The following is a 19,986-nucleotide window of genomic DNA, read 5'->3' on the forward strand; positions in this document are numbered from 1 at the left end:
GCGGGATCGTCCTACGCTCGGAGGGTGAGCGAGGCGGACGTCGGGAAGGACGACGCGCTGGCCGTGGAGGAGTTCCGCGCCGCCGTCGAGGATGCCGTCGCGCGTCTGACGGAGGCCAGCGCCCGCACGGAGGCGCTGGCCGTCTACGAGGCCCGGCAGCGCAAGCTCCTGATCATGCGCGAGCCGGTGCTGCGACCGGCCGGGCGTGTGTGGCGCCTGGGCGTGCTGCTGCTCGACGCGGACGGAGGCCTGCACGCGACAGGCTCCGTCGTCCGGGCCACCGAACCGGGGCGCACGCAGTACGTCTCGGTCTCGGCCGAGACGCGCCGCGCTTACCGCGCCGCGGCCGAGCGGGGTCACTTCCGTGACGGCGAGACCGTCGACTTCGACGCGGACCCGGTACCGCTCGACGTGGAGACCCTCCGGGACGCAGCGCGCACCGGACGCGGCCCCCTGTTCCTGAGCGACGGCGTCGTGCGCGTGCGCTGGAGCACCGCGGTCGCGGACACCGACGCCCGGGACGCGCTCGGCTACCTGGCGGAGCGGGTGGAGTTGCTGGCGCACCCGCCGCAGGGGGCGTGAGGAGTCCGCCCCTCAGCTCGCCGTCGCCGCGCCGCCGCTCTTCTTGCCCGTCAGGTCGTCGATCGTGGCCGCCGCCTTGTCGGTGGCCTTGCCGACGGCGTCGCCGACGGTCTCGCCGATGTCGGAGGCCGCGCGGGAGGCGAAGTCCTTCACATCGTCCTTGACCTGCTGTACGGGGGCCGACTCGGTGAAGCCCCGCAGCTTCTTGCGCATGTCGTCGTAAGCCCCGCGTCCCGCCCGCGAACCGATGACGAATCCGACGGCGACCCCAGCGACGAAGATGAGTAGTTTCATGCCGGGTACCGTACGCGCGCCATCGCCGACGTGACAGGGGCTTGCGGATGCCCGGGATCGCGGGGAGCAGAATGGCTGCGTGACCGGCTCCGCACCACGGCGAGGGGAGGCCGCCGCCTCAGCCGCGGCGGAGCTCGAGAACGCGCTGGCGCACTGGGCGGCCGGCGGCGGTACGCCGTCGGCCGACGCAGTCTCCGCCGTGCGCGTCGTGCTCCTCGTCGAGGGCGCGAGCGACCGCGCAGCCGTGCTGACAGCGGCAGTCCTGCTCGGCCGCGATCTCGGCACGGAAAGGGTCGCCGTCGTGCCGATGGGCGGCGCGATGAGCGCTCGACGATTCGCGGAGGCACTCGGGCCGCGGCGTCCCGCCGGCGGTGACGACGCCCCCGCCACCGCACACCGCCCCGAGGTGCGCGGCCTGTGCGACGCCGCCGAGCGCCGGTTCTTCGAGCGCGCGGGCATCCCGGACCCCGCCATCGCGGTGTGCCGTCCGGACCTCGAGGGCGAGCTGATCGAGGCATTGGGGATCGCCGGCACGGAGGAGGTGCTCGCTCAGGAGGGGGACCTGCGGCTGTTCCGCACGTTCCAGAACCAACCAGCGCAGCGCGCCCGCACGCCTGCGCAGCAGTTTGCACCGGTTCTTCGGCACGACCTCCGGCCGCAAGGAGCGGTACGGCCGAGCGCTCACCGCCGCGCTGACGGCCGAGCGCCTCCCCGCCCCGCTGGTCTCCGCCCTGCTGGGCGACGCGGAGGGCTCGGACGCGCGCGCGTAGGGTGGAGCGCATGCCCGCAGCCGACGACGCCCTCGACGCACGCCTCGCCACGATCTTCTCCGCCCGCGATCGCACGCGCATGGCCCCCACGATCGCCGCGTTCCTGCAGGTGCTCGCCGAGCATCCCGACGACGCGCGGGTGCTGTACGAGGTCGGCGGCTCGTACGACACGGCCGGCGAGGAGGAGACCGCAGCCGGCTACTACGAACGCGCCCTCGCTGGAGGCCTCGACGGCGAGACCCTGCGCAGATGCCTGCTCCAGTACGGCAGCACCCTGCGCAACCTCGGCCGCTTCGACGAGTCGCTCGCTGTGCTCGACCGCGCCCTCGCGGAGTTCCCCGACTCCGAGTCGGTGCGCGTCTGGCACGCCCTGTCGCTCCACGCCGCGGGACGCAGCGACGCCGCGGTCGCCGCGCTCATGGACCTGGCCGCCGACCGCATCCGCACCCCCGACCTCCTGCGCTACGAGCAGGCGCTGCGCGGGAACGCGGAGTACCTGCGCGGAGTGGACCGGGAGCGGGGCGACGCGGCGGCGAACGCGTCCGAGCAGGCGCACCGGCACTGACCTCCGCCCGCTCAGCCCGGCGACGCCACCGCCAGCCGGAACCGCTCCGGCGCGCGCTCGCCGTGCAGGGCGAGCCGGGCGAGCACGTCGCCGAGCGCGGGGCCGAACTTGAACCCGTGGCCCGAGAAACCCGCGGCGACCGTGACCGGGCCGACGCGGTCGAGCACGAAGTCGGAGTCGGGCGTGGTGTCGTAGAGGCAGCTGATGGAGGCGGGGCGGGACGCGTCGACACCGGGGACCCATTCGGCGACGTACCTCTGCAGGCGTTCCAAGCGCACCAGGTCGATGGTGCGGTCGCGGTCGCCGGGGTCGACGACGGGGCCGCCGCCGTGCACGCCGACTTTGACGCCCTCGCCCGGGGTCAGCAGGCCGTAGACGCTCGGAACCTCGGGGTCGGTCGGATGGTGCACGAAGCTCGGCCAGACGCCCTCGTCGGATGCGGGGCCGGGCAGCAGCGGGAAGTGTGCGGGCTGCTCCTCGGTCACGCGCACGTCGGGGAGCGCGGCACCGTTGCGCGAGAGCCATCCGCCCGCGAGCCCCGGTGTCCACGAGCCCGCGGCGATCACCAGACGGGCGGCATGGTGCTCGCCGTCGTCCGCCGTCACGACGACACCGTCCCCGTCGCTGGCGATGGACGCCACCCGCACACCGAAGCGCAGGTCTGCTCCGGCCGCCGCGGCCGTGTCGAGGAGCGCATCGATCGCGTCCGCAGCGCGCAGCCTGCCCCCGCCGGGGCTGAACAGCACGTCGTCTTCGAACCGCAATCCGGGCCAGCGCTCCGCCGCCTCGGAGCCCCGCAGACGCTCGGAGGGGAGGGCCTCCGCCGTCATGGCGGCGGCGATGGCGTCGAGCGCGCGCGGATCGCCGTGGTCGAGGGCGCCGGTGCGATCGAAGACCGTGCGCCCTGTCTGCCTCTCCAGCCGCTGCCAGCCCGCGGCGGCGCGCACGGTGAGCTGTACGTAGTCCGCGGCGTCGTAGCCGTGGCGGAAGATGCGGCTGGCGCCGTGCGACGAGCCGCGGTCGTGCCCGCGGTCGAACGCCTCGAGCAGCAGCACGCGGGAGCCGGCCTCGACGAGGGAGCGAGCCGCTGCGGCGCCCACGACGCCGGCTCCGATGACGATGGTGTCGACGGTCATGGGCCACACGCTACCGGGCGACGCCGCGCGCACCCTGGGCGCATTACGCCGCCTTTCGACGGCGGCGATTTCACGGCGGAATCCGTCTGTGAGGACTCTCAGCGTCGAGTGCGACGGGACGGCCGGGAGCGGTGGGCCACCCGCGCCGCGACCGCCACCAGCACGATCAGGGCGGCCGCCGCGAACGCGGCCGCGGCGACAGGCGCCGACGGGAGGGCTCCGTCGAGGCGGGCGACCCCGATCCAGGCGAGACCCCAGGCGGAGGATGCGGCGGGGGCGAGTCGCCCGCCGTCCCAGAGCGCGAGCGCACAGCCGAGCAGGGCCACCACCGCCACGACCGCGAGGCCCCACGCGTGCGCGCTCCAGCCGAACCCGTCGAACCCGGCCGCCGTGAGCCCCGCGGCGACGTTCGCCACCGTGGCGACCATCACCCAGCCGAGGTAGAGGCCCGCCACGCCGTCGAACAGCACCGCGTCGGCGGTCGTGCCGCCCGGCCGGGCGATCAGGCGCGCGAACGTCACGACGAGCACCACGAGCAGCGCGGCGATGACGACCACGCTCAGCACGAGGAGGCCCGCCTGCACCACGAGGATCCAGGCGGCGTTGAGCAGCAGCGAGGCGGCCATCCAGTAGCCGGCGACCCGCTGCCGCGCGCGCGACGCTTGCGAGGGGAGCGCCTGCCAGATCGCATAGAGCACGAGGCCTGCGTAGATGACGGACCAGACGGCGAACGCAGGCCCGGCGGGCGCGACGAGCGTCGCGTCGGCGCTCAGGGCGCCGCCGGCCGCACGGGCGATGGAGGTCCCGCCCAGGAGCCCGGAACCCACCACCGCCCCGACGACGGCCGCCGCCGCGGCGGCGATCACCGCGATCTGACGGACGCGGTCTGCCGCCATCGGTCGGGTCGCGGATCCGGCATCGCGCGCGGTCAGGGTGCTCACGCCCGTCACAGTAGACCGCAGCCGGGCTCCCGAGAAGGCTGATGCGGATGCGCGCGTGTCAAGGTAGCCTTGACACGATGACAGCAGAACGGGATGCGGTGGCCGCGCTCGCGGCCGCCGCGAAGACGCTGGCCGAGCAGGCGGGCAACGCGGCCGACCGGGGGCACTGGCTCGAGCTGGTCGCGCATGCGGTCGCCCTGCGCGCCGACGCCGACGCGGCTCTCGCCGCCCTGGTCGACGCGGCGCGCGCCGCCGGGGCGACCTGGCAGGACCTCGGCCGCACGCTCGGCACGAGCAGGCAGGCGGCCTTCCAGCGCTTCGGGCATCCCGTGGATCCGCGGACAGGAGAACCCATGGACACGACACCACTGGCCGGCGCCGACGCGCTGGCGACCGAGATCTTCGGCGAACTTGCCGCCGGCCGGTACGACGCCGTCGTCGCACGCTTCGACGAACGCATGGCGGAGGGGCTGGATGCGGCCGGACTGGGCGCGGTGTGGGCGCAGATCGCCAGCGCGGTCGGGGCCTTCGACGCCGCGGACGAGCCCGTGGCGCGCCGGATGGGCGATCTGACGGTGGTCGACGTGCCGCTCCGCTTCGAGGCGGGCGAGATGGTCGGACGGGTGTCGCTGCATCCCGACCGGCGGGTCGGCGGCCTGTTCGTGCTCGACCCGGCGCAGCTGGCCGAGTCGTCGGGAGACATCGCATGAGCGCCGCGCAGCCCGCCACCGCCGTCGGCGGCGGCGGCACCGGAGCCCCCGCAGGCGCACGCCCCGATCGCCCGCCGCGGGTGCCGTGGCTCGCCGTGGTCGCCTATGTCGTCGTCGCCTTCGGGCTCGCCTGGCTGGTGACGCTGCCGCTCTGGCTCGGCGGCGGCCTCACCGCCCCGTTCGCGGGCGTGCTCCTGATCGCGATGATGTTCACCCCGACCATCGGCGCCCTGGTCGCCGTGTTCCTCGTGCAGCGCCCGCGTCCACGATCGGTGCCGGAATATCTGGGGATGTGGCCCCTGCGCCCCGCCTGGCGGCTCATCGGCCTCTCGCTCGCCGGCATCTTCGGCTCCATCCTCGTCTCGGTGGCCGCCGTGTTCCTGGCGGCGGCGTTCGGTGCCGTCCGGCTCGACCTCACCGGCTTCTCCGGCTTCTCCGAGCTGCTGCACTCCCAGCTCGCCGCCGCCGGCGTGCAGCAGGAGCTGCCCCTGCCGATCGGCGTCCTCGTGCTGATCCAGCTGCTGACCATCCCGTTCGGCGCGTTGATCAACAGCGTCGCGACCGTCGGCGAGGAGCTCGGCTGGCGCGGCTGGCTGCTCCCCAGCCTCCGCCCGCTCGGCACCTGGCCGGCGCTCCTGATCAGTGGCGTGCTGTGGGGCCTCTGGCACAGTCCGATCATCCTGCTCGGCTACAACTTCGGCGAGCCGAACCTCCTGGGCGTACTGCTGATGACCCTCGGCTGCACCGCCTACGGCGTGCTCATCGGCTGGCTCCGCCTCCGCTCCGGATCCGTGTGGCCCGCCGTCTTCGCCCACGGCGCCTTCAACGCGTCAGCCGGGGTCGGCGCTCTGCTGCTCGCCGCCGGTTCCCCGGCCTCGCCCGCCGCGCTGCTCCCCCTCGGCTGGACCGGCTGGATCGTCTGCACCGTCATCGCCGTCGTGCTCGTGCTCTGCGGTCAGTTCCGCCGCCAGCCGACGCTGGTCAGGAGGGCGCCGCTGCCCGCACGGTGACGAGGGTCGAGCCTCGTTCGTCGTCGCGTTCGATCGCTGCGTCGAAGCCGGCGGCGGCGAAGAGGGCCGCGCTCGCGGGCGCCTGGTCGGCGCTCGCCTCGATGAGGAGGAGCCCGTCGGGGGCGAGCCAGGCCTCCGCCTCGGCGGCGATGCGGCGATGCAGGTCGAGGCCGTCGTCCCCGCCGTCCAGGGCGGCCACGGGCTCGTGGTCGCGGGCCTCGGGAGGCAGGCTCGGGATGGCGCCGGTGGGGACGTACGGGGCGTTCACCGCGATGACATCGAACCGTCGGCGCAGGTGCGGCGGCACAGGCGCGAACAGGTCTCCCTCGACGACCGTGGCGTGCGGGAGGTTGACCCGGGCGCAGCGCACGGCGGCCGGGTCGATGTCCGCCGCGACGAGCCGGGCATCCGGGTCCCGGTCGGCGATCACGGCTCCGATCGCGCCGACGCCGCAGCAGAGGTCGAGGGCGGTCGCCGGCGCCCGGGCGACGGTTTCGGCTGCAGCGCGCTCCGCCAGCCTCTCGGTCCGCCGCCGGGGGACGAAGACGCCGGGCTCGACGTGCAGTCGCAGACCGGCGAACTCCACCCAGCCGAGCAGCGGCTCCAGCGGCTCACCGGCCACCCGGCGCGCGACAAGGAGCTCGAGACGGGCGGCCGATCCCGCGGAGGCCTGGATCAGGAGCGCCGCCTCCTCCTCCGCGAAGACGCAGCCCGCCGCCCGCAGCCGGGCGACGAGTGCGGGGCGGGGACGCGCCTCGGATCCGGTCACCCCGCCATGCTAGCCGCGGAGTTCAGTACGGCTTCTCGGCCAGCAGCCGCGCGAGATGCGCGGCGTTCTTCGCGGCCGTCGCGTTGGTACCCGCCACGGCCTCCGGGGTCTCGTCGAGGTCCTTGTAGTCGACGGTCTGCATCGCCTCGCCGTTCCAGTAGGTCGCACCCTGCGACGGGATGGTGAAGCCGACGTCGTTGAGCCCCTGGAAAAGGTCGGCGATGATGGCGTGCGCGCCGTCCTCGTTCCCCACGACGCCCGCGATCGCGACCTTCCCCTCGACGAGCGGTCGGCCGTCGTCGTCGGTCTCCGAGAGCTCGGCGTCGAGGCGCTCGAGCACGCGCTGAGCGATGGAGGAGAGGTGCCCCATCCACGTGGGCGACACGATCACGAGGATGTCGGAGTCGATGATCTGACGCCGCAGCTGCGGCCATTGATCACCCTCGCCCTCGTCGAGCCCCACGCCCGGCCTGACGTCGTAGTCGGCGACGCGCACCGCGGTCCCGGTGACGCCGTGCGTCGAGAGCTCGTCCAGGAGCTGGGTCGCGAGGAGCTGGCTGCTCGACTCGGCCGGCGACGGCTTGAGGGTGCAGACGAGGGCCAGAGCGCTGAGGGTTCGTGTGCTGTCTGTCATGCCCGCAGGCAACCCCTCACCGCGGCCGGGCACAACCGGGTTGACACGGCTCCGCCCTGGACGAACGGCGCGGATGCAGAACTGCACTGGCGAAACATGCAACCCCGCGTACTATCGGGCGGGACGGCCTCCGGGTGAGGCAGACGATCGACGGAGAGCGAGCGGGAGAGGCATGCAGGTGTTCCACGTCTACATCGACGAGCTGCGCTTCACGTTCGTCGATCGGGCCCCTGTCGACGAGCTCAAGCGGCTGGTCGTGCAGGCGAGCAGGAGTGACGGCGACTTCGTCGCGATCACGCAGTCCAGCCGGCCGCCGACCGAAGTGTTCGTCACCAGTCAGACGAAGGTGCGGATCGAGACCGCGACCATCCCCCGAGAACCCGCCGCTCACGCCGCAGGGGAAGACGACGACGACGCCTTCTGGTTCGACTTCGACTCGCTCTCCTGAGCCCGGGCACCCCCGGGGCGCGCCCGCTGTCAACCGCTTCCCGAGCGCGGGATGCGGGAGGAGGCTGCCCCGCATGACGACCTCTCTGTGGAACGACACGGCCCCGGTCATCCCCACCGACGCGTTCGAGAGAGACGGCCGCTGCGACACGATCGTGGTCGGAGCCGGCCTCACCGGCCTCGCGACCGCGGTGATGCTCGCGCGCACCGGGATGCGGGTCGTCGTGCTCGAGGCGCGCGCCGTCGGCGCGGTGACGACCGGCGGATCGACGGGCAAGGTCAGCCTGTTGCAGGGCACGACCCTCGCGGGCATCCGGCGCCGCACCTCCGACCGTGTGCTCTCCGCCTACGTCGACGGCAATGTCGCCGGGCAGGGCTGGCTGCTCGACTTCCTCGACGCCCAGGGAACACCCTACGAGGTACGGGACGCGGTCACCTACGCGACCACGCGGCACGGGATCGACCTCCTCGACGCCGAGCTCGCGGCCCTCCACGCCGCTGGACTGCCGGCGACGCGACCGGAGATCTCGGAGCTGCCCTTCCCCGTCGACGGCGCCCTGGCACTCGCCGGTCAGGCACAAGTGGACCCGATGCGGGTTCTCGCCGCGCTCGCGGCCGAGCTGCGCCGGCTGGGCGGGCGACTCATCGAAGGCGAACGGGTGACGCACGTGTCGGCCACCGACCCCGCAGTCGTGACGAGCGCCTCCGGGCGCACCCGGGCCGATCACGTCGTGATCGCGACCGGCACCCCCATCCTCGACCGCGGACTCTACTTCGCGAAGACCGCCGCGGAGCGCTCGTACCTCGGCGCGTTCCGCGTGCCCGGCCCGATCCCCCGCTCCATGCACCTCTCCGCCGAGTCGCCGGTGCGGTCCCTCCGCCAGGCGGCAGACGGAGACGGCGACCTGCTGCTGGTGGGCGGCAACGGGCATCCGACCGGCCGCGCCGACTCGCCCGCCCGCAAGATCGCCGAGCTGACGGCCTGGGCGGAGCAGCACTTCCCCGGGGCGCGGCGCACACACTGGTGGGCCGCTCAGGACTACCGGTCGGCCAACCACGTGCCGTTCGTGGGCTGGCTGCCGCGCGGACGGGGGAGGCTGTTCCTCGCGACCGGGTACGGCAAGTGGGGCATGACGAACGCGGTCGCCGCCGCCCTGAGCCTCACCGCCGACCTGACCGGCGAGACCATCGAATGGGCGCGCGTGCTCCACCACCGGGTCACCAGGCCCGGGGACCTCGCCGAAGGCGCCCGCATCAACGCCGCCGCGGGCGCTTCCGCCGCCGCTGCGTGGACCGTGGCCGAGACCTCCCCCGACATCGCCGACGCTGCGGCGCCCGCTGAGGGCACCGGGAGGGTCGGCCGCCGCGGCGCAGAGCCCGTCGCGGTCTCCACGGTGGGCGGTGCGTTGTGCGCGGTGTCCGGTGTCTGCACGCACCTCGGAGGGGTCGTCCGCTGGAACGACGCGGAACTCTCCTGGGACTGTCCGCTGCACGGCTCCCGCTTCGCACCGGACGGCTCGGTGCTCGAAGGCCCGGCCACGGCTCCGCTCGCCGCAGTCGCAACGCCGCTGGGCCACGCGGGGGAGGACCAGGATGCGGCACCCCGCGCAGAAGGCTAGGCAGATGCGTCCATCCCGCAGTATGGTCGCCGCATGACTATTCCGAACGACGAGAACACGCCCCAGCAGCCGGCGGGCGGCCCCGCCGGCTCGGACGCCGTCCCTCCGGCACCGCCCGTCCCGCCGGCTCCCGCGGCTCCGGAGCCGGCCGCCGCGCCTGCACCCGTGCCCCCGGCCGAGCCGGTCGCGCCCGCCGCTCCGGCCGCCGATCTGCCCCCGGCTCCCCCCGCACCGCCGGCCTTCCCGGCCTACGGAGCGACCCCGGGCGCTCCCGTCGCCGCGCCGAGTGCGCCGCCGACCACCGTGAACACGGCGTTCTGGCTGTATGTCGCATCGGCGCTCTTCAGCGTCATCAGCGGCATCATCACCGTGGTCGTCGTCGGCAACACGCGCCAGCAGCTGATCGACAGCCTCCGGAGCAGCTCCACCGATCTGCGCGGTGTGACGACCGACCAGTTCGTCGACGGCGCGATCGCGGTGGGGATCACGTGGGCGATCGTCACCCTGATCTTCTGGGCGATCGTGTTCGTGCTGTTCGCGTTCTTCGCCCGCCGTGGGGCGAACTGGGCGCGCATCGTGCTCACCGTGCTGACCGCGCTCTCCCTGCTCAACCTGCTCGCCGGCTACGGCCTCGGCGCGCTGCAGGTCGTCGCCTCGATCGTCGCCGTGGTGCTCCTCTGGCTGCGCCCCTCGACGGAGTACTTCGCCGCCGTCAAGGCGTCGAAGGCGCCGCGCGCCTGACCCTCCTCGAAGCGTCGAGGCGGCCGATTATGGGCCGCCTCGGCGCTTTTTCGTGTATTTTGAGCCGCCTCGCCGAGCGCAAGAGCGCGGGTCAGGCGTCGGCGCGGGCGTCGCGGAGGGCGCGCTCGGCGTCGCGGAGGGCGGCCTGCGCCGCCGCGATGCGCCTGCGGAGATCCCGCTCGACGGCCCGCGCCTCCGCGAGCTCCTCGGTGGTTCGTTCCAGACGCCGTTCGAGAGTGTCCCGCTCCCCTTCGAGGTCGGTGCGGCGGTCGACCTCCGCATCCAACTCGTCGTCGAGGCCGTCTGCGTCGGCACGTGCGCGCTCCAGCGCCTTCTGGGCGGTGCGGATGCGGCGCTGGCGCTCGCGTCGTTCGCTCGCCGTCTCGCGCGGCGCCTCGTCGACCGTCTGGCCGGCGGCCTGCTTCACGGCGGCCTGCTTCGCCGAACGGGGCGGGCGACGCGAAGGCGCCGCGCTCGTGTCGACGGGGAGCGCGACGGCGTCCGACACATCCACCTCGTCGACACCGGTGGATTCGAGGGAACGCAGGAGCATGCCGCTGCGCACCGCCGCCGCGGCCGCCGGGTCGACGACGGCCGCTTGCAGGGTCTCCTCCACCTCCCGCGCGACCGCGGCACTGAGCCCGAGGCCGCGGGTCGCCGCCTGCAGCAGGCGCTGGCGTTCGCGGGTGAGCTCGCGGATCGCCGCGCGATCACGGGCAGCGAAGGCGTCGCGCAGGCGGTCGCCGATCTCGAGAACGTCGTGGACCGCCTCCGGATCGTTCCGCATGAGCGCGTTGAGGGCGGCCGCGGAGGCCGTCGGCTTGCGGAGCGCGCGGATCCGCCGGGCGAGGTCACGGTCGTCGGTCTCCTGGGCCGCTGCGCTGCGGCGCTCGACGAACGCGGCGGGCGCGCTCGCGTAAAGCTCCTCGGCGACCTCCCTCAGATCCATGCCGCGAGCATACGCGCGGCGACCCGAGCCGAGGGGCTCGGCGATCGAGAGGGTCAGTGATCGCGGAGCGCGGAGATGAGCTCGCTCTTCGTCTTCTTCGAGTAGCCCGTCAGGCCGAGCTCCTTCGCACGCTTCTTCAGCTCGGGCACCGTCCAATCGTCGTACGACCCGGACTCGCCGCCTTTCCGGCCGACCGACTTCCGGCCGCGCGCCGCGGCCGCGTTGGAGATGCGCGCCGACTTCTCCTTCGAGTTGCCCTCGTCGCGGAGCTTCTCGTACAGCTCCTCGTCCTTCAGCGTCGGCTGTCGTCCTGGCATGCGGCACTCCTTCCGTTGCCCCGACGGGCACGGTACCCCGCGATGGAGCGATCGTCAGGGGGTCAGCTCGGCCCGCACCTGGACGAGCAATGCGGCCGCGACGGTGTCGAAGGGTTCGAGCTCTCGGGCCGCCCGGCTGAGGATGACACCACCCTCCGCTGCGGCGAGCAGGAGCGTCGCCGTGCGCCGGGCGGAGTCCTCCCGCAAGCCGCCGCGCGCGAGCAGGGCGGCCAGATGCGCGCGCCACACGGAGAAGGCCTCCGCGGCGCGTTCCCGCAGAGCTTCCGTGTCCGCATCGACGGTCACGGCCACGAGCGCACAGCCCGCCTCGAAGCCCGAGCGGGTGAGGAGCAGTCGCCAGGCGTCGAGGAACAGCTCGGCGACGCGGTCCGCGGGTTCGCCCGCACGCTGATCCAGCAGGGCGACCGCGTTCTGGGCGGAGCGGTCGACGGCCGCGCCGATGAGTTCGTCCTTGCCTCCGGGGAAGTGATGGTAGATCGAGCCGCGCGGCGCTCCCGTGGCCTCCAGCACCTCCGAGAACGAGGTTCCCGCGAGCCCGCGGGTCGCGAGCAGGCGGATGGCTCCGTCGACCATGCGCGAGCGGACGTCTGCGGTCACGGGCGAGCTCCCTCCGACGGCGGGTCTTGACTATGACGCCCGTCATAATCTACCGTCTATGCACACCATCATAGTTTTGACAGGAGCCCCATCATGCCCATGATCGACGTCTACGCACCCGCGTCGCTGTTCCCCGCCGACGCGGACGAAAACCTGGTCGACGCGCTCACCCACGCCGTGCTCCGCGCCGAGGGCGTCGCACAGCCGGGTCCGTTCCACCTCGACAACACGGCGGCGTTCATCCACCGACTCCCTGAGCCGGCGATCGGAACGGCGGCCACACCGGCGGCACCGGTCGTCCGGGTGCAGATCGTGACGCCTCCCGCCTCGCTCGACCGGGAGGGACAGCGAACCATCACCCGGGAGGCGACCGAGATCGTCCAGGCCGCAGCAGGCGCGGACGTGCGCACCTGGGTCATCCTCACCGAAGCCGCGGAGGGCGGCTGGGGCATCCAGGGAACGGCGTTCGGAGCCGAGGAGTTCGCGGCTCTCGCCCGGGCGGCGGCCGCAGCGGCGGACGCCTGACCGCCCAGCACGCACGAACGCGCCGCCCGGTCGGGTGACCGGACGGCGCGTCTGCTGCGATCGAGGGCTACTCCTGCTCAGAGCCCTCGACCACGATCCGGGCGGACACGCGGCGGCGCCAGGCGGCGACGAGAAGGGCCGCGACCCCGGCGAGCAGCACCGCGCCGGCGATGCCGAGCGGGAGCGCCACGGACGACCCGGTGCTGGCGAGAGCATCGCCGCCCGCCGTCCCGGTCGAGGGCGACCCCGGGTCGTCGGAGCCGGCCGCCGCGACGAGTGTCAGGTCGTCCCAGCCGATCAGCGCGCCCTGCGCGTCGACCACTGCCAGCTTGTGAGCGCCGAGGGGCGCATCCGCCGGAATGGTGACGGAGAAGGCGCCACCCTCGACGACGGCGTTCGCAAGCGCCCGCGGGGCCGAGAAGAGCACCGGAGTGACGGTCTCGCCCTCGTTCGCACCGCCGATGATCGTGACATTCACCGTGCTTCCCGGCACCGCCGTGTCGGGAACGCGCACCGGCCCGCGGGTGGCGTCCGTCAGGTCGCCTTCCTCGATCGGGTCCGGCTCCGGGATCACCGGAGTGCTCAGTGTGGAGGCGCAGGTCGCGCAACTGGCGCCCAGCGCACCGGCGGACGCGGTGACGGCGAGCGTGCCGCCCGAGGAGGTCGCGGAGACGACGGCCTCGAACGCGATGGAAGCCGTGGCCCCCGTCGCCGTGTCCGGCACGCTCCAGGTGAGCGTCGTGCCGTTCAGGGCGAGCTCGGCGGGCAGCGTCGCGGGGTCGATCGCGGCGTCGTCCAGCAGGTCGGCGAGGTCGACGGATGCCGTCGCGCCGCTCAGCGCGATCTGCCCTGTGTTGGCCGCCGTGAGCGTGTACGTCAGCGTCTGGCCGGGGGCGACCTGCCCGTCGGCAGGGTCGGACGCGAGCCCGAGGGTCCAGACGGACGGCCACGCCGGCTTGTCGGCGTCGTACACCCAGTCCTGGAAGAACGCGGTCAGGTCGCGTCCCGAGAGCTCCTGGGCGAGGGCGATGAAGTCCTCCGTCGTCTTGCTCTGTCCGGCGTACCGCTGCACCCACGTCTTCATGATGCCGTCGAAGGCGGCCTGGCCGACGGACTGCCGGAGCGCCTCCAGCGTCATCGCACCGCGCGTGTACACCTGCCAGTCGAACAGATCGGCCGGGTCCGTCATCGCCGCCGGCGGGATGGTCCAGCGGGCGCTGCTCGCGGCCGTCGAGTTCCAGGTGCCGAAGAGGGTGGAGGCGGTGGTCGTCGCGCTGCCGTGGTCCTGGTTGTACTGGGTCGGGATGAAGGTGGCGGGACCCTCGTTGAGCCAGATGCTGTTCCAGTCGGCCGGCGTCACCGAGTCGCCGAACCACTGGTGCGCGAGCTCGTGGATGAAGGTGTTCGCGGAGACCGACCGCTCGAAGTACGGGCGGTCCTGGGTCTCGAGCGCATATCCGAGGCTCGTGATGTCGACGACGAAGCCGGTGCTGCCGCCGGGGTAGGCGCCGTACTTCGACTCGAGGTAGTTGAGGATCTCGGGCAGCGCCGCTCGGCGGGTCTGGATGGTCGCCTGGTTCGCGGTGCTGACGGCCGGATCGACGAACGTCCACTCGTGGATCGTGCGGCCGCTGACCGCGAGGGCGATGTCCGACTCGTAGACCAGGTACTTGCCGATGGTGATCATCGCGAGCTCCGTGGCCATCGGCCGGCTCTGCCGCCAGTGCCAGGAGGTGCGGGTGCCGTCGCTGCTCGGGGTCTTGGAGACCAGCTCGCCGTTGCTGACGGCCGCGGCCGAGACGCCGTCGATCGTCGTGGGCGCGTCGATCGTGATGTCGTAGGTGGCCTTGTCGGCGGGCGTGTTGTTGCTCGGGAGCCACGTCATGTTCCCGACCGGCTGGCCGAGCGCGGTGGCCCCGTCCGATGTGGCGACCCATCCCTCGCTCGAGTCGTCCGGGTCCACGTGGGTGACCGGGGTGCCCGCGTACGCCACCGCCACCGTGAAGGCGCCGGTGAGGGTCGAGGTCGGCGTGATGACGAGCTTGTAGGAGCTGATGCTCGGGTCGCTGGTGCGCGTGAAGGCGGCGGGCGTGCCGTTCACCAGCACGGACGACACCGTCAGGCCCTCGAAGTCGAGGGAGAACGAGGAGAGCGCCTGCGTGGCCGTCGCGCTGATGACGGTCGTCGCCGTGATCGACTTGTCGGGATTGAAGGCGAGGGAGACGTCGTAGTGCGTGACGTCGTAGCCGCCGTTGCCGATGCCGCGGAAGAGCGAGTCGCCGATGGCGGTCGCGCCCGGCGTTCCGTCGGCGGCCGAGGCCGCGGTGGCGAGAGGGATCTGGGTCGCGCCGATCAGCGCGGCCGCGGAGACGGCGGCCAGCGAGCGCGCCAGCCTCCGTCGCGTGGGGGTGTTCCGGGGTTCCAACGGGTCCTCCAGGGGATGCGTCGTCCGAGCGCGCGGTCGGGCGACCGCACGGGTGGGGCAGGGAGGTGCTGAGCGCTTGTGGCGGGGGTTCTTTGCGAGAAGTCTCGCGTTCACGCACGGTCGTTGCATGCGAGCGTGAACATTCGGTGAGGAGCACCGTATCGGACGTTTGTTACGAACATGAGTCTTCTCTCAGGGAGCGCGCCTCGCGGCTCCCGCGACCCCCTCTTGCGGTCCTTGTCCGCGCGCCGCCCCATCCACGACCCTGGCTGCATGACCGCTCACGACATCCCCGACACCGCTGAGGTCCGCGAGAAGATGGCCGCCGGCCAGGTGGAGGGCATGACCGCTCTCGGCCTGACGCCGACCATCGAGGTGTGGGAGGACGGGTACCGTGCGGCCGGGACCGCCGACAGCACCTTCGAGTGGTGGTACTTCGACTGCCAGTTCGACGACGGGTCGACCCTGGTCGTCACGTTCTCGAACAAGCCGCACACCGACCCGTCCGGCCCGCTCACCCCGACCGTGCTCATCATCCGCCAGCTCGCCGATGGCACGCGTCTGCACCTGGAGCCGCACTTCGACGCGACCGAGTTCAGCGCCGCCGCCGACCGCTGCGACGTGCGCATCGGCCCCAACACCGTGACGGGCGACCTGGACCGTTACGAGATCCACATCGAAGCCGACGGGATCACCGCCGACGTCACCATCGACCGTGCGGCGCCGTCGTGGCGCCCCGGCGCCGGCATCAGCTACTTCGACGCCGCACGCACGCACTTCCTCGCCTGGGTCGTGCCGGTGCCGTACGGGACAGTCTCGGCGACGATCGCGCAGAACGGCACGACAGCCTCCCTCACCGGCAGCGCATACCACGACCACAACTGGGGCAACCAGCTGATGGGCTCGTTCCTCGACCACTGGTATTGGGGTCGCGCGCACGTCGGCGACTACACCGTCGTCTACGTGCGGATGACCACAAAGGGCCTCTTCGGCTTCGGCGAGATCAACATCCCCACCTTCTACCTCGCGACGGCCGACCGCATCATCACGGACGACCTGCTCCCGCTGCGCCTCACCACGAGCGCCGACGTCGACGGCCCGGGCCACCAGACCTACCCCACCCGCATGGAATGGACCTGGTCGTCCGAGCGCGGCACCATCACGATGACCGCGACGAACCCCACCCTCATCGAGTCGCTCGACATGCGCACGCCGCGCCACGGCCTCTCGAAGGCGCTCCACGCCGGCGAGCACCCGACGTACTACGACTTCAACGCCGACCTCGAGCTCGACATCGCCCTCGACGACCTCACGGACCACGTCACGGGCCGCACCCTCTACGAGAAGATGATGTTCCGGTAGAGGAGGTCAGGGGTCGGGCACGCTCAGCCCGGCAGGTGCTGCCCGATCTCGTCCTCGGCCATGACGACCATGCCGCCGGTGCGCTGCGAGGTGTGCATGAGGGCCTCCAGCCACTGGGTGTTGATCGCCGGAGGGCGGCTGCCGCTGAAGTGGAAGGCCAGCGGCACCTCGCGGCTGATCCAGAGGGAGACCCGGCCGGAGCCCTGCTCGACCGGCACGTCCCAGTTGAGGAGGAAGCTCTCGTGCCGGCGCAGCTTGGCCACGATCGCGAGCTTGACGTGACTCAGCACGCGATCGTCCAGGTCGTATTCCTGACCTGAGCCGTAGAGGAGTTTTCCCATGATGTTCATAGTGTGCCTCACAGATGCCACGCTCAGGTGCGTTTGTCAGGGGGATTGACTGCGGGGGGTCTTCGTGGTTTGCGAACGGACGAGACGCCTCGCGCGCGGCGGCCCTTGATCGCTCACGCGTCGGGCGGATAGCCTCGGCAGGAGGGTCGGCCCGAAGGACCCGCAGGGCACGTTCTCCGAAGCCGAAGGCACCCATGCACGACGACATCCCCCTCACCACGGGCCGCGCCCGCCGCGTGCTCGACGAGCGCATCCTCCCCGCCGTGCACGGCGTCTCCGTGCCGCTCGAGGTCGCCTGGAACGCGCTGCCCGGTGAGCCCATCCCGCCGGCCGAGGGCCTGGCCCTGGACTACGCGCCGTATGCGCTCGGGACCCCGTGGGGGCCGGCCTGGGGCACGACCTGGTTCCGGCTGACCGGCACGGTGCCCGCGGAGTGGGCGGGCCGTCGTGTGGAGGTGGTGGCCGACCTCGGCTTCGACGCGAACATGCCGGGGTTCCAGTGCGAGGGTCTCGTCTACCGCGCCGACGGCTCCCCGGTGAAGTCACTCAACCCCCGCAACCAGTGGATCCTCATCGCGGAGGAGGCCGTGGGCGGCGAGACCGTCGAGCTGTACGTGGAGGCGGCGGCCAACCCGGTGCTGCTCGACTACCACCCGTTCCTGCCGACGCGGGAGGGCGACATCCTGACCTCGTCGCGCGCTCCGCTTTACACGACCCGGCGCATCGACGTGGCCGTCTTCGAGTCGGAGGTGCACGAGCTGGCGCTGGATGTCGAGGTGCTGCTGGAGCTGCAGGCCGAGCTGCCGGAGGGGCCGCGCCGCATGCGCATCCTGCAGGCGCTCGACGACGCGCTCGACACGCTCGATCTGCAGCGCATTCCCGAGACGGCTGCCGCAGCACGTGCGGCGCTCGTCCCCGCGCTCTCCGCGCCGGCCGACGCGTCCGCCCACCGGATCTCCGCCATCGGCCACGCCCACATCGACTCGGCCTGGCTCTGGCCGGTCCGCGAGACCGTGCGCAAGGTGGCACGGACCACGTCGTCCATGACGGACCTGATCGACCAGACCGACGACTTCCTCTACGGGATGTCGAGCGCGCAGCAGTACGCGTGGGTGAAGGAGCACCGGCCCGAGGTGTGGACGCGCATCGTGGCCGCGGTCGCCGCCGGGCGTTTCCTCCCGCTGGGCGGCATGTGGGTGGAGTCCGACACGGTGATGCCGACCGGGGAGGCCCTGGTGCGGCAGTTCACCCAGGGGCAGCGGTTCTTCCGCGAGGAGTTCGGGATCGCCCCGAAGGGCGTGTGGCTGCCGGACAGCTTCGGCTACTCGCCCGCCCTTCCCCAGCTGATGCGCCGGGCCGGGTTCGAGTGGTTCTTCACCCAGAAGATCTCGTGGAACCAGGTCAACACGTTCCCGCACCACACCTTCCTCTGGGAGGGGATCGACGGTTCCCAGGTGTTCTCGCACTTCCCGCCGATGGACACCTACAACTCGCGGCTCGCCGGCGAGGAGGTCGCGAAGGCGTCGCGGCAGTTCCGCGAGAACCGCCGCGCGACGGGGTCGATCGCCCCGGTCGGCTGGGGCGACGGCGGGGGCGGGACCACCCGCGAGATGGTCGGCAAGGCCGCGCGTCTGGCCGACCTCGAGGGCAGCGCCCGCGTGCGCTGGGAGCACCCCGACGCCTTCTTCGACCGTGCGCGCGCCGAACTTCCCGCTCCCCCGGTGTGGGTCGGCGAGCTCTACCTCGAGCTGCACCGCGCGACGCTCACGTCGCAGCACCGCACCAAGCAGGGGAACCGCCGCGCCGAGCACCTGCTCGTCGAGGCCGAGGTGTGGTGCTCGGCCGCCGCTCTCCGAACGGGCGAGCCGTACCCCTACGAACGGCTGGACGCGCTGTGGCGGCAGGTGCTGCTGCTGCAGTTCCACGACATCCTGCCCGGCACCTCCATCGCCTGGGTGCACCGGGAGGCCGCCGCCACCTACGCGCAGGTCGTGTCCGAGCTGCAGGGTCTCATCCGAACCGCTCTGAGCGCCCTCGTCGGCGAGGGCGACATGCCGCTCGTGGCCAACCCGGCGTCGGCCGCGCTCGGAACGGTCGCGCCGTACGGGATCGCCTCATCGGGCGACGGCGACCCCGCCGTGCGCCTCGCCGAGACCGCGGAGGGCTTCGTGCTGGAGAACGCGCTCGTGCGCGTCGCCGTGTCCCGGGAGGGGCTCGTCACCTCCGCCGTCGACCTCGCCACAGGCCGCGACGCGGTCGCGCCCGGACACGAGGCGAACCTCCTGCAACTGCACCAGGACTTCCCGAACATGTGGGACGCGTGGGATGTGGACCGCTTCTACCGCAACCGTGTCGAGGACATCCGCTCCGTCGACGCGATCGACGCGGAGGTCGGCAGCGACGGCGTCGCCCGCGTCGTCGTCCGGAGGTCGTTCTCCGCGTCGACGGTCGAGCAGACGCTGTCGCTCGCGCCGGCCTCGCGGACGCTCGAGATCGCCCAGTCGACCGACTGGCACGAGACGGAGAAGTTCCTCAAGGTCGCCTTCCCGCTCGATGTCCGTGCCGAGCACACCATCGCCGAGACGCAGTTCGGGGCGCAGAAGCGGGTGACGCACACGAACACGTCGTGGGAGGCCGCGAAGTTCGAGACGTCGATGCACCGCTTCGTGCTCGTCGAGGAGCCCGGTTTCGGCGTCGCCCTCGTCAACGACTCGGTCTACGGCTACGACACGGAACGCGCGGTGACCGACGGCGACGTGGTCACGACGCTGCGCCTCTCGCTGCTGCGCGCCCCGCGCTTCCCGGACCCCGAGACGGATCAGGGCGTCCAGACGCACCGGTACGGCCTCCTGATCGGAGCGACCCTGGCGAGCGCGACCGACGCGGGCATCCTGCTCAACCAGGACGCGCGTCCCCTCACCGGCGGCCGGGAGGTGGCTCCGCTCGTGACGGTGGAGGGCGGCGCCGTGCTCTCCGCGGTGAAGCTGGCGGACGACGGGAGCGGCGACCTCGTGGTCCGCCTGTACGAGCCGGCCGGGCAGCGCGCCACGGCACGGCTCCGGGTGGATGCGGCGGTGACCGGCGCGCACACCGCGACGCTGCTCGAGGAGCCCCTCGCCGGCTTGGAGACCGCCGTCGACGGGTCGTTCGACCTCGCGCTCTCGCCGTTCGAGGTGCGGACGCTGCGCTTCGCGCCTGTCGTACGCTGACACAGACGCGGGA

At 72.6% G+C, this 19,986-nt stretch carries 21 protein-coding genes and 1 pseudogene; 12 read left to right on the plus strand and 10 right to left on the minus strand.

What is annotated here, in order from left to right; all coding sequences use genetic code 11:
• The first annotated feature begins 24 nt into the window (after window positions 1–24).
• A complete protein-coding gene (locus tag IT072_RS19620) occupies window positions 25–582 on the plus strand; it encodes a hypothetical protein (protein WP_223358515.1) in 558 nt (185 codons plus the stop codon).
• A gap of 12 nt (window positions 583–594) precedes the next feature.
• Here IT072_RS19620 and IT072_RS19625 read toward each other — a convergent pair whose 3' ends face one another.
• Window positions 595–876: a hypothetical protein gene (locus tag IT072_RS19625; protein WP_223358516.1), complete on the minus strand. Its 282-nt coding sequence runs from the start codon at window positions 874–876 to the stop codon at window positions 595–597.
• 244 nt (window positions 877–1,120) lie between these two features.
• Between IT072_RS19625 and IT072_RS21340 the strand changes: the two are divergent.
• From IT072_RS21340 to IT072_RS19640, 3 genes and pseudogenes are all read left to right on the plus strand, one after another.
• Window positions 1,121–1,165, plus strand: a pseudogene (locus IT072_RS21340) (hypothetical protein); the annotation flags it as partial.
• A 337-nt stretch (window positions 1,166–1,502) separates the two neighbouring features.
• Window positions 1,503–1,646 (plus strand): hypothetical protein, encoded by a 144-nt coding sequence (locus tag IT072_RS19635; protein ID WP_223358518.1) that lies wholly within the window; start codon window positions 1,503–1,505, stop codon window positions 1,644–1,646.
• Window positions 1,647–1,656: 10 nt separating this feature from the next.
• Window positions 1,657–2,211: a tetratricopeptide repeat protein gene (locus tag IT072_RS19640; protein WP_223358519.1), complete on the plus strand. Its 555-nt coding sequence runs from the start codon at window positions 1,657–1,659 to the stop codon at window positions 2,209–2,211.
• Between the two features lie 11 nt (window positions 2,212–2,222).
• Here IT072_RS19640 and IT072_RS19645 read toward each other — a convergent pair whose 3' ends face one another.
• Entirely contained in the window at window positions 2,223–3,347 is a 1,125-nt protein-coding gene (locus tag IT072_RS19645) for an FAD-dependent oxidoreductase (RefSeq protein WP_223358520.1), read from the minus strand.
• 98 nt (window positions 3,348–3,445) lie between these two features.
• Window positions 3,446–4,243, minus strand: a complete 798-nt coding sequence (locus IT072_RS19650; protein WP_223361023.1) for a tryptophan-rich sensory protein — start codon at window positions 4,241–4,243, stop codon at window positions 3,446–3,448.
• 122 nt (window positions 4,244–4,365) lie between these two features.
• On the opposite strand from IT072_RS19650, the gene IT072_RS19655 reads away from it, so the two are divergent.
• Both IT072_RS19655 and IT072_RS19660 read left to right on the plus strand, forming a co-directional pair.
• The gene (locus IT072_RS19655) at window positions 4,366–4,998 is read left to right on the plus strand and encodes a DUF3887 domain-containing protein (RefSeq protein ID WP_223358521.1); all 633 of its coding nucleotides are present in this window, start codon (window positions 4,366–4,368) and stop codon (window positions 4,996–4,998) included.
• Entirely contained in the window at window positions 4,995–6,008 is a 1,014-nt protein-coding gene (locus tag IT072_RS19660) for a CPBP family intramembrane glutamic endopeptidase (RefSeq protein ID WP_223358522.1), read from the plus strand. The genes IT072_RS19655 and IT072_RS19660 overlap by 4 nt, the downstream gene beginning before the upstream one ends.
• On the opposite strand, the gene IT072_RS19665 is transcribed toward IT072_RS19660, so the two are convergent.
• Together IT072_RS19665 and IT072_RS19670 are read right to left on the minus strand one after the other, a co-directional pair.
• Window positions 5,980–6,777 (minus strand): putative protein N(5)-glutamine methyltransferase, encoded by a 798-nt coding sequence (locus tag IT072_RS19665; RefSeq protein ID WP_223358523.1) that lies wholly within the window; start codon window positions 6,775–6,777, stop codon window positions 5,980–5,982. The genes IT072_RS19660 and IT072_RS19665 overlap by 29 nt on opposite strands.
• Before the next feature lie 22 nt (window positions 6,778–6,799).
• Window positions 6,800–7,411 (minus strand): flavodoxin family protein, encoded by a 612-nt coding sequence (locus IT072_RS19670; protein WP_223358524.1) that lies wholly within the window; start codon window positions 7,409–7,411, stop codon window positions 6,800–6,802.
• A gap of 172 nt (window positions 7,412–7,583) precedes the next feature.
• Here IT072_RS19670 and IT072_RS19675 point away from each other — a divergent pair, with 172 nt between their 5' ends.
• The 3 genes from IT072_RS19675 to IT072_RS19685 all read left to right on the plus strand — a co-directional run bounded on the left by IT072_RS19675 (window position 7,584) and on the right by IT072_RS19685 (window position 10,218).
• Window positions 7,584–7,859, plus strand: a complete 276-nt coding sequence (locus IT072_RS19675) for a hypothetical protein (RefSeq protein ID WP_223358525.1) — start codon at window positions 7,584–7,586, stop codon at window positions 7,857–7,859.
• A 73-nt stretch (window positions 7,860–7,932) separates the two neighbouring features.
• The gene (locus IT072_RS19680) at window positions 7,933–9,477 is read left to right on the plus strand and encodes an FAD-dependent oxidoreductase (protein WP_223358526.1); all 1,545 of its coding nucleotides are present in this window, start codon (window positions 7,933–7,935) and stop codon (window positions 9,475–9,477) included.
• A gap of 33 nt (window positions 9,478–9,510) precedes the next feature.
• Complete coding sequence (locus IT072_RS19685) at window positions 9,511–10,218, plus strand: hypothetical protein (RefSeq protein ID WP_223358527.1); 708 nt, start codon at window positions 9,511–9,513, stop codon at window positions 10,216–10,218.
• 91 nt (window positions 10,219–10,309) lie between these two features.
• Here the strand turns inward: IT072_RS19685 and IT072_RS19690 are convergent, their stop codons facing one another.
• From IT072_RS19690 to IT072_RS19700, 3 genes are read right to left on the minus strand one after another with little or no spacing between them, the layout of a single operon-like run.
• On the minus strand, window positions 10,310–11,167 hold the full coding sequence (locus IT072_RS19690; protein ID WP_223358528.1) for a hypothetical protein: 858 nt from the start codon (window positions 11,165–11,167) through the stop codon (window positions 10,310–10,312).
• Window positions 11,168–11,220: 53 nt separating this feature from the next.
• On the minus strand, window positions 11,221–11,484 hold the full coding sequence (locus tag IT072_RS19695) for a DUF7218 family protein (RefSeq protein ID WP_223358529.1): 264 nt from the start codon (window positions 11,482–11,484) through the stop codon (window positions 11,221–11,223).
• 54 nt (window positions 11,485–11,538) lie between these two features.
• Window positions 11,539–12,102, minus strand: coding sequence for a TetR/AcrR family transcriptional regulator (locus tag IT072_RS19700; RefSeq protein WP_223358530.1), 564 nt, complete (start codon window positions 12,100–12,102; stop codon window positions 11,539–11,541).
• Between the two features lie 93 nt (window positions 12,103–12,195).
• Between IT072_RS19700 and IT072_RS19705 the strand changes: the two genes are divergently transcribed.
• Entirely contained in the window at window positions 12,196–12,627 is a 432-nt protein-coding gene (locus IT072_RS19705) for a tautomerase family protein (protein WP_223358531.1), read from the plus strand.
• 67 nt (window positions 12,628–12,694) lie between these two features.
• Here IT072_RS19705 and IT072_RS19710 read toward each other — a convergent pair whose 3' ends face one another.
• Window positions 12,695–15,052, minus strand: coding sequence for a M1 family metallopeptidase (locus IT072_RS19710; protein WP_223358532.1), 2,358 nt, complete (start codon window positions 15,050–15,052; stop codon window positions 12,695–12,697).
• 273 nt (window positions 15,053–15,325) lie between these two features.
• Here IT072_RS19710 and IT072_RS19715 point away from each other — a divergent pair, with 273 nt between their 5' ends.
• Window positions 15,326–16,414: a hypothetical protein gene (locus IT072_RS19715; protein WP_223358533.1), complete on the plus strand. Its 1,089-nt coding sequence runs from the start codon at window positions 15,326–15,328 to the stop codon at window positions 16,412–16,414.
• A 23-nt stretch (window positions 16,415–16,437) separates the two neighbouring features.
• On the opposite strand, the gene IT072_RS19720 is transcribed toward IT072_RS19715, so the two are convergent.
• Window positions 16,438–16,755 carry a DUF7882 family protein gene (locus IT072_RS19720; RefSeq protein ID WP_223358534.1) on the minus strand — a complete coding sequence of 106 codons (318 nt, stop codon included), beginning with the start codon at window positions 16,753–16,755 and terminating at the stop codon, window positions 16,438–16,440.
• 203 nt (window positions 16,756–16,958) lie between these two features.
• On the opposite strand from IT072_RS19720, the gene IT072_RS19725 reads away from it, so the two are divergent.
• Window positions 16,959–19,973, plus strand: a complete 3,015-nt coding sequence (locus IT072_RS19725) for an alpha-mannosidase (RefSeq protein WP_223358535.1) — start codon at window positions 16,959–16,961, stop codon at window positions 19,971–19,973.
• Window positions 19,974–19,986: the final 13 nt, after the last annotated feature.

Origin of the sequence: Leifsonia sp. ZF2019 (genome assembly GCF_019924635.1) — a bacterium.
In the GTDB taxonomy this organism is placed as follows: Bacteria; Actinomycetota; Actinomycetes; order Actinomycetales; family Microbacteriaceae; genus Leifsonia.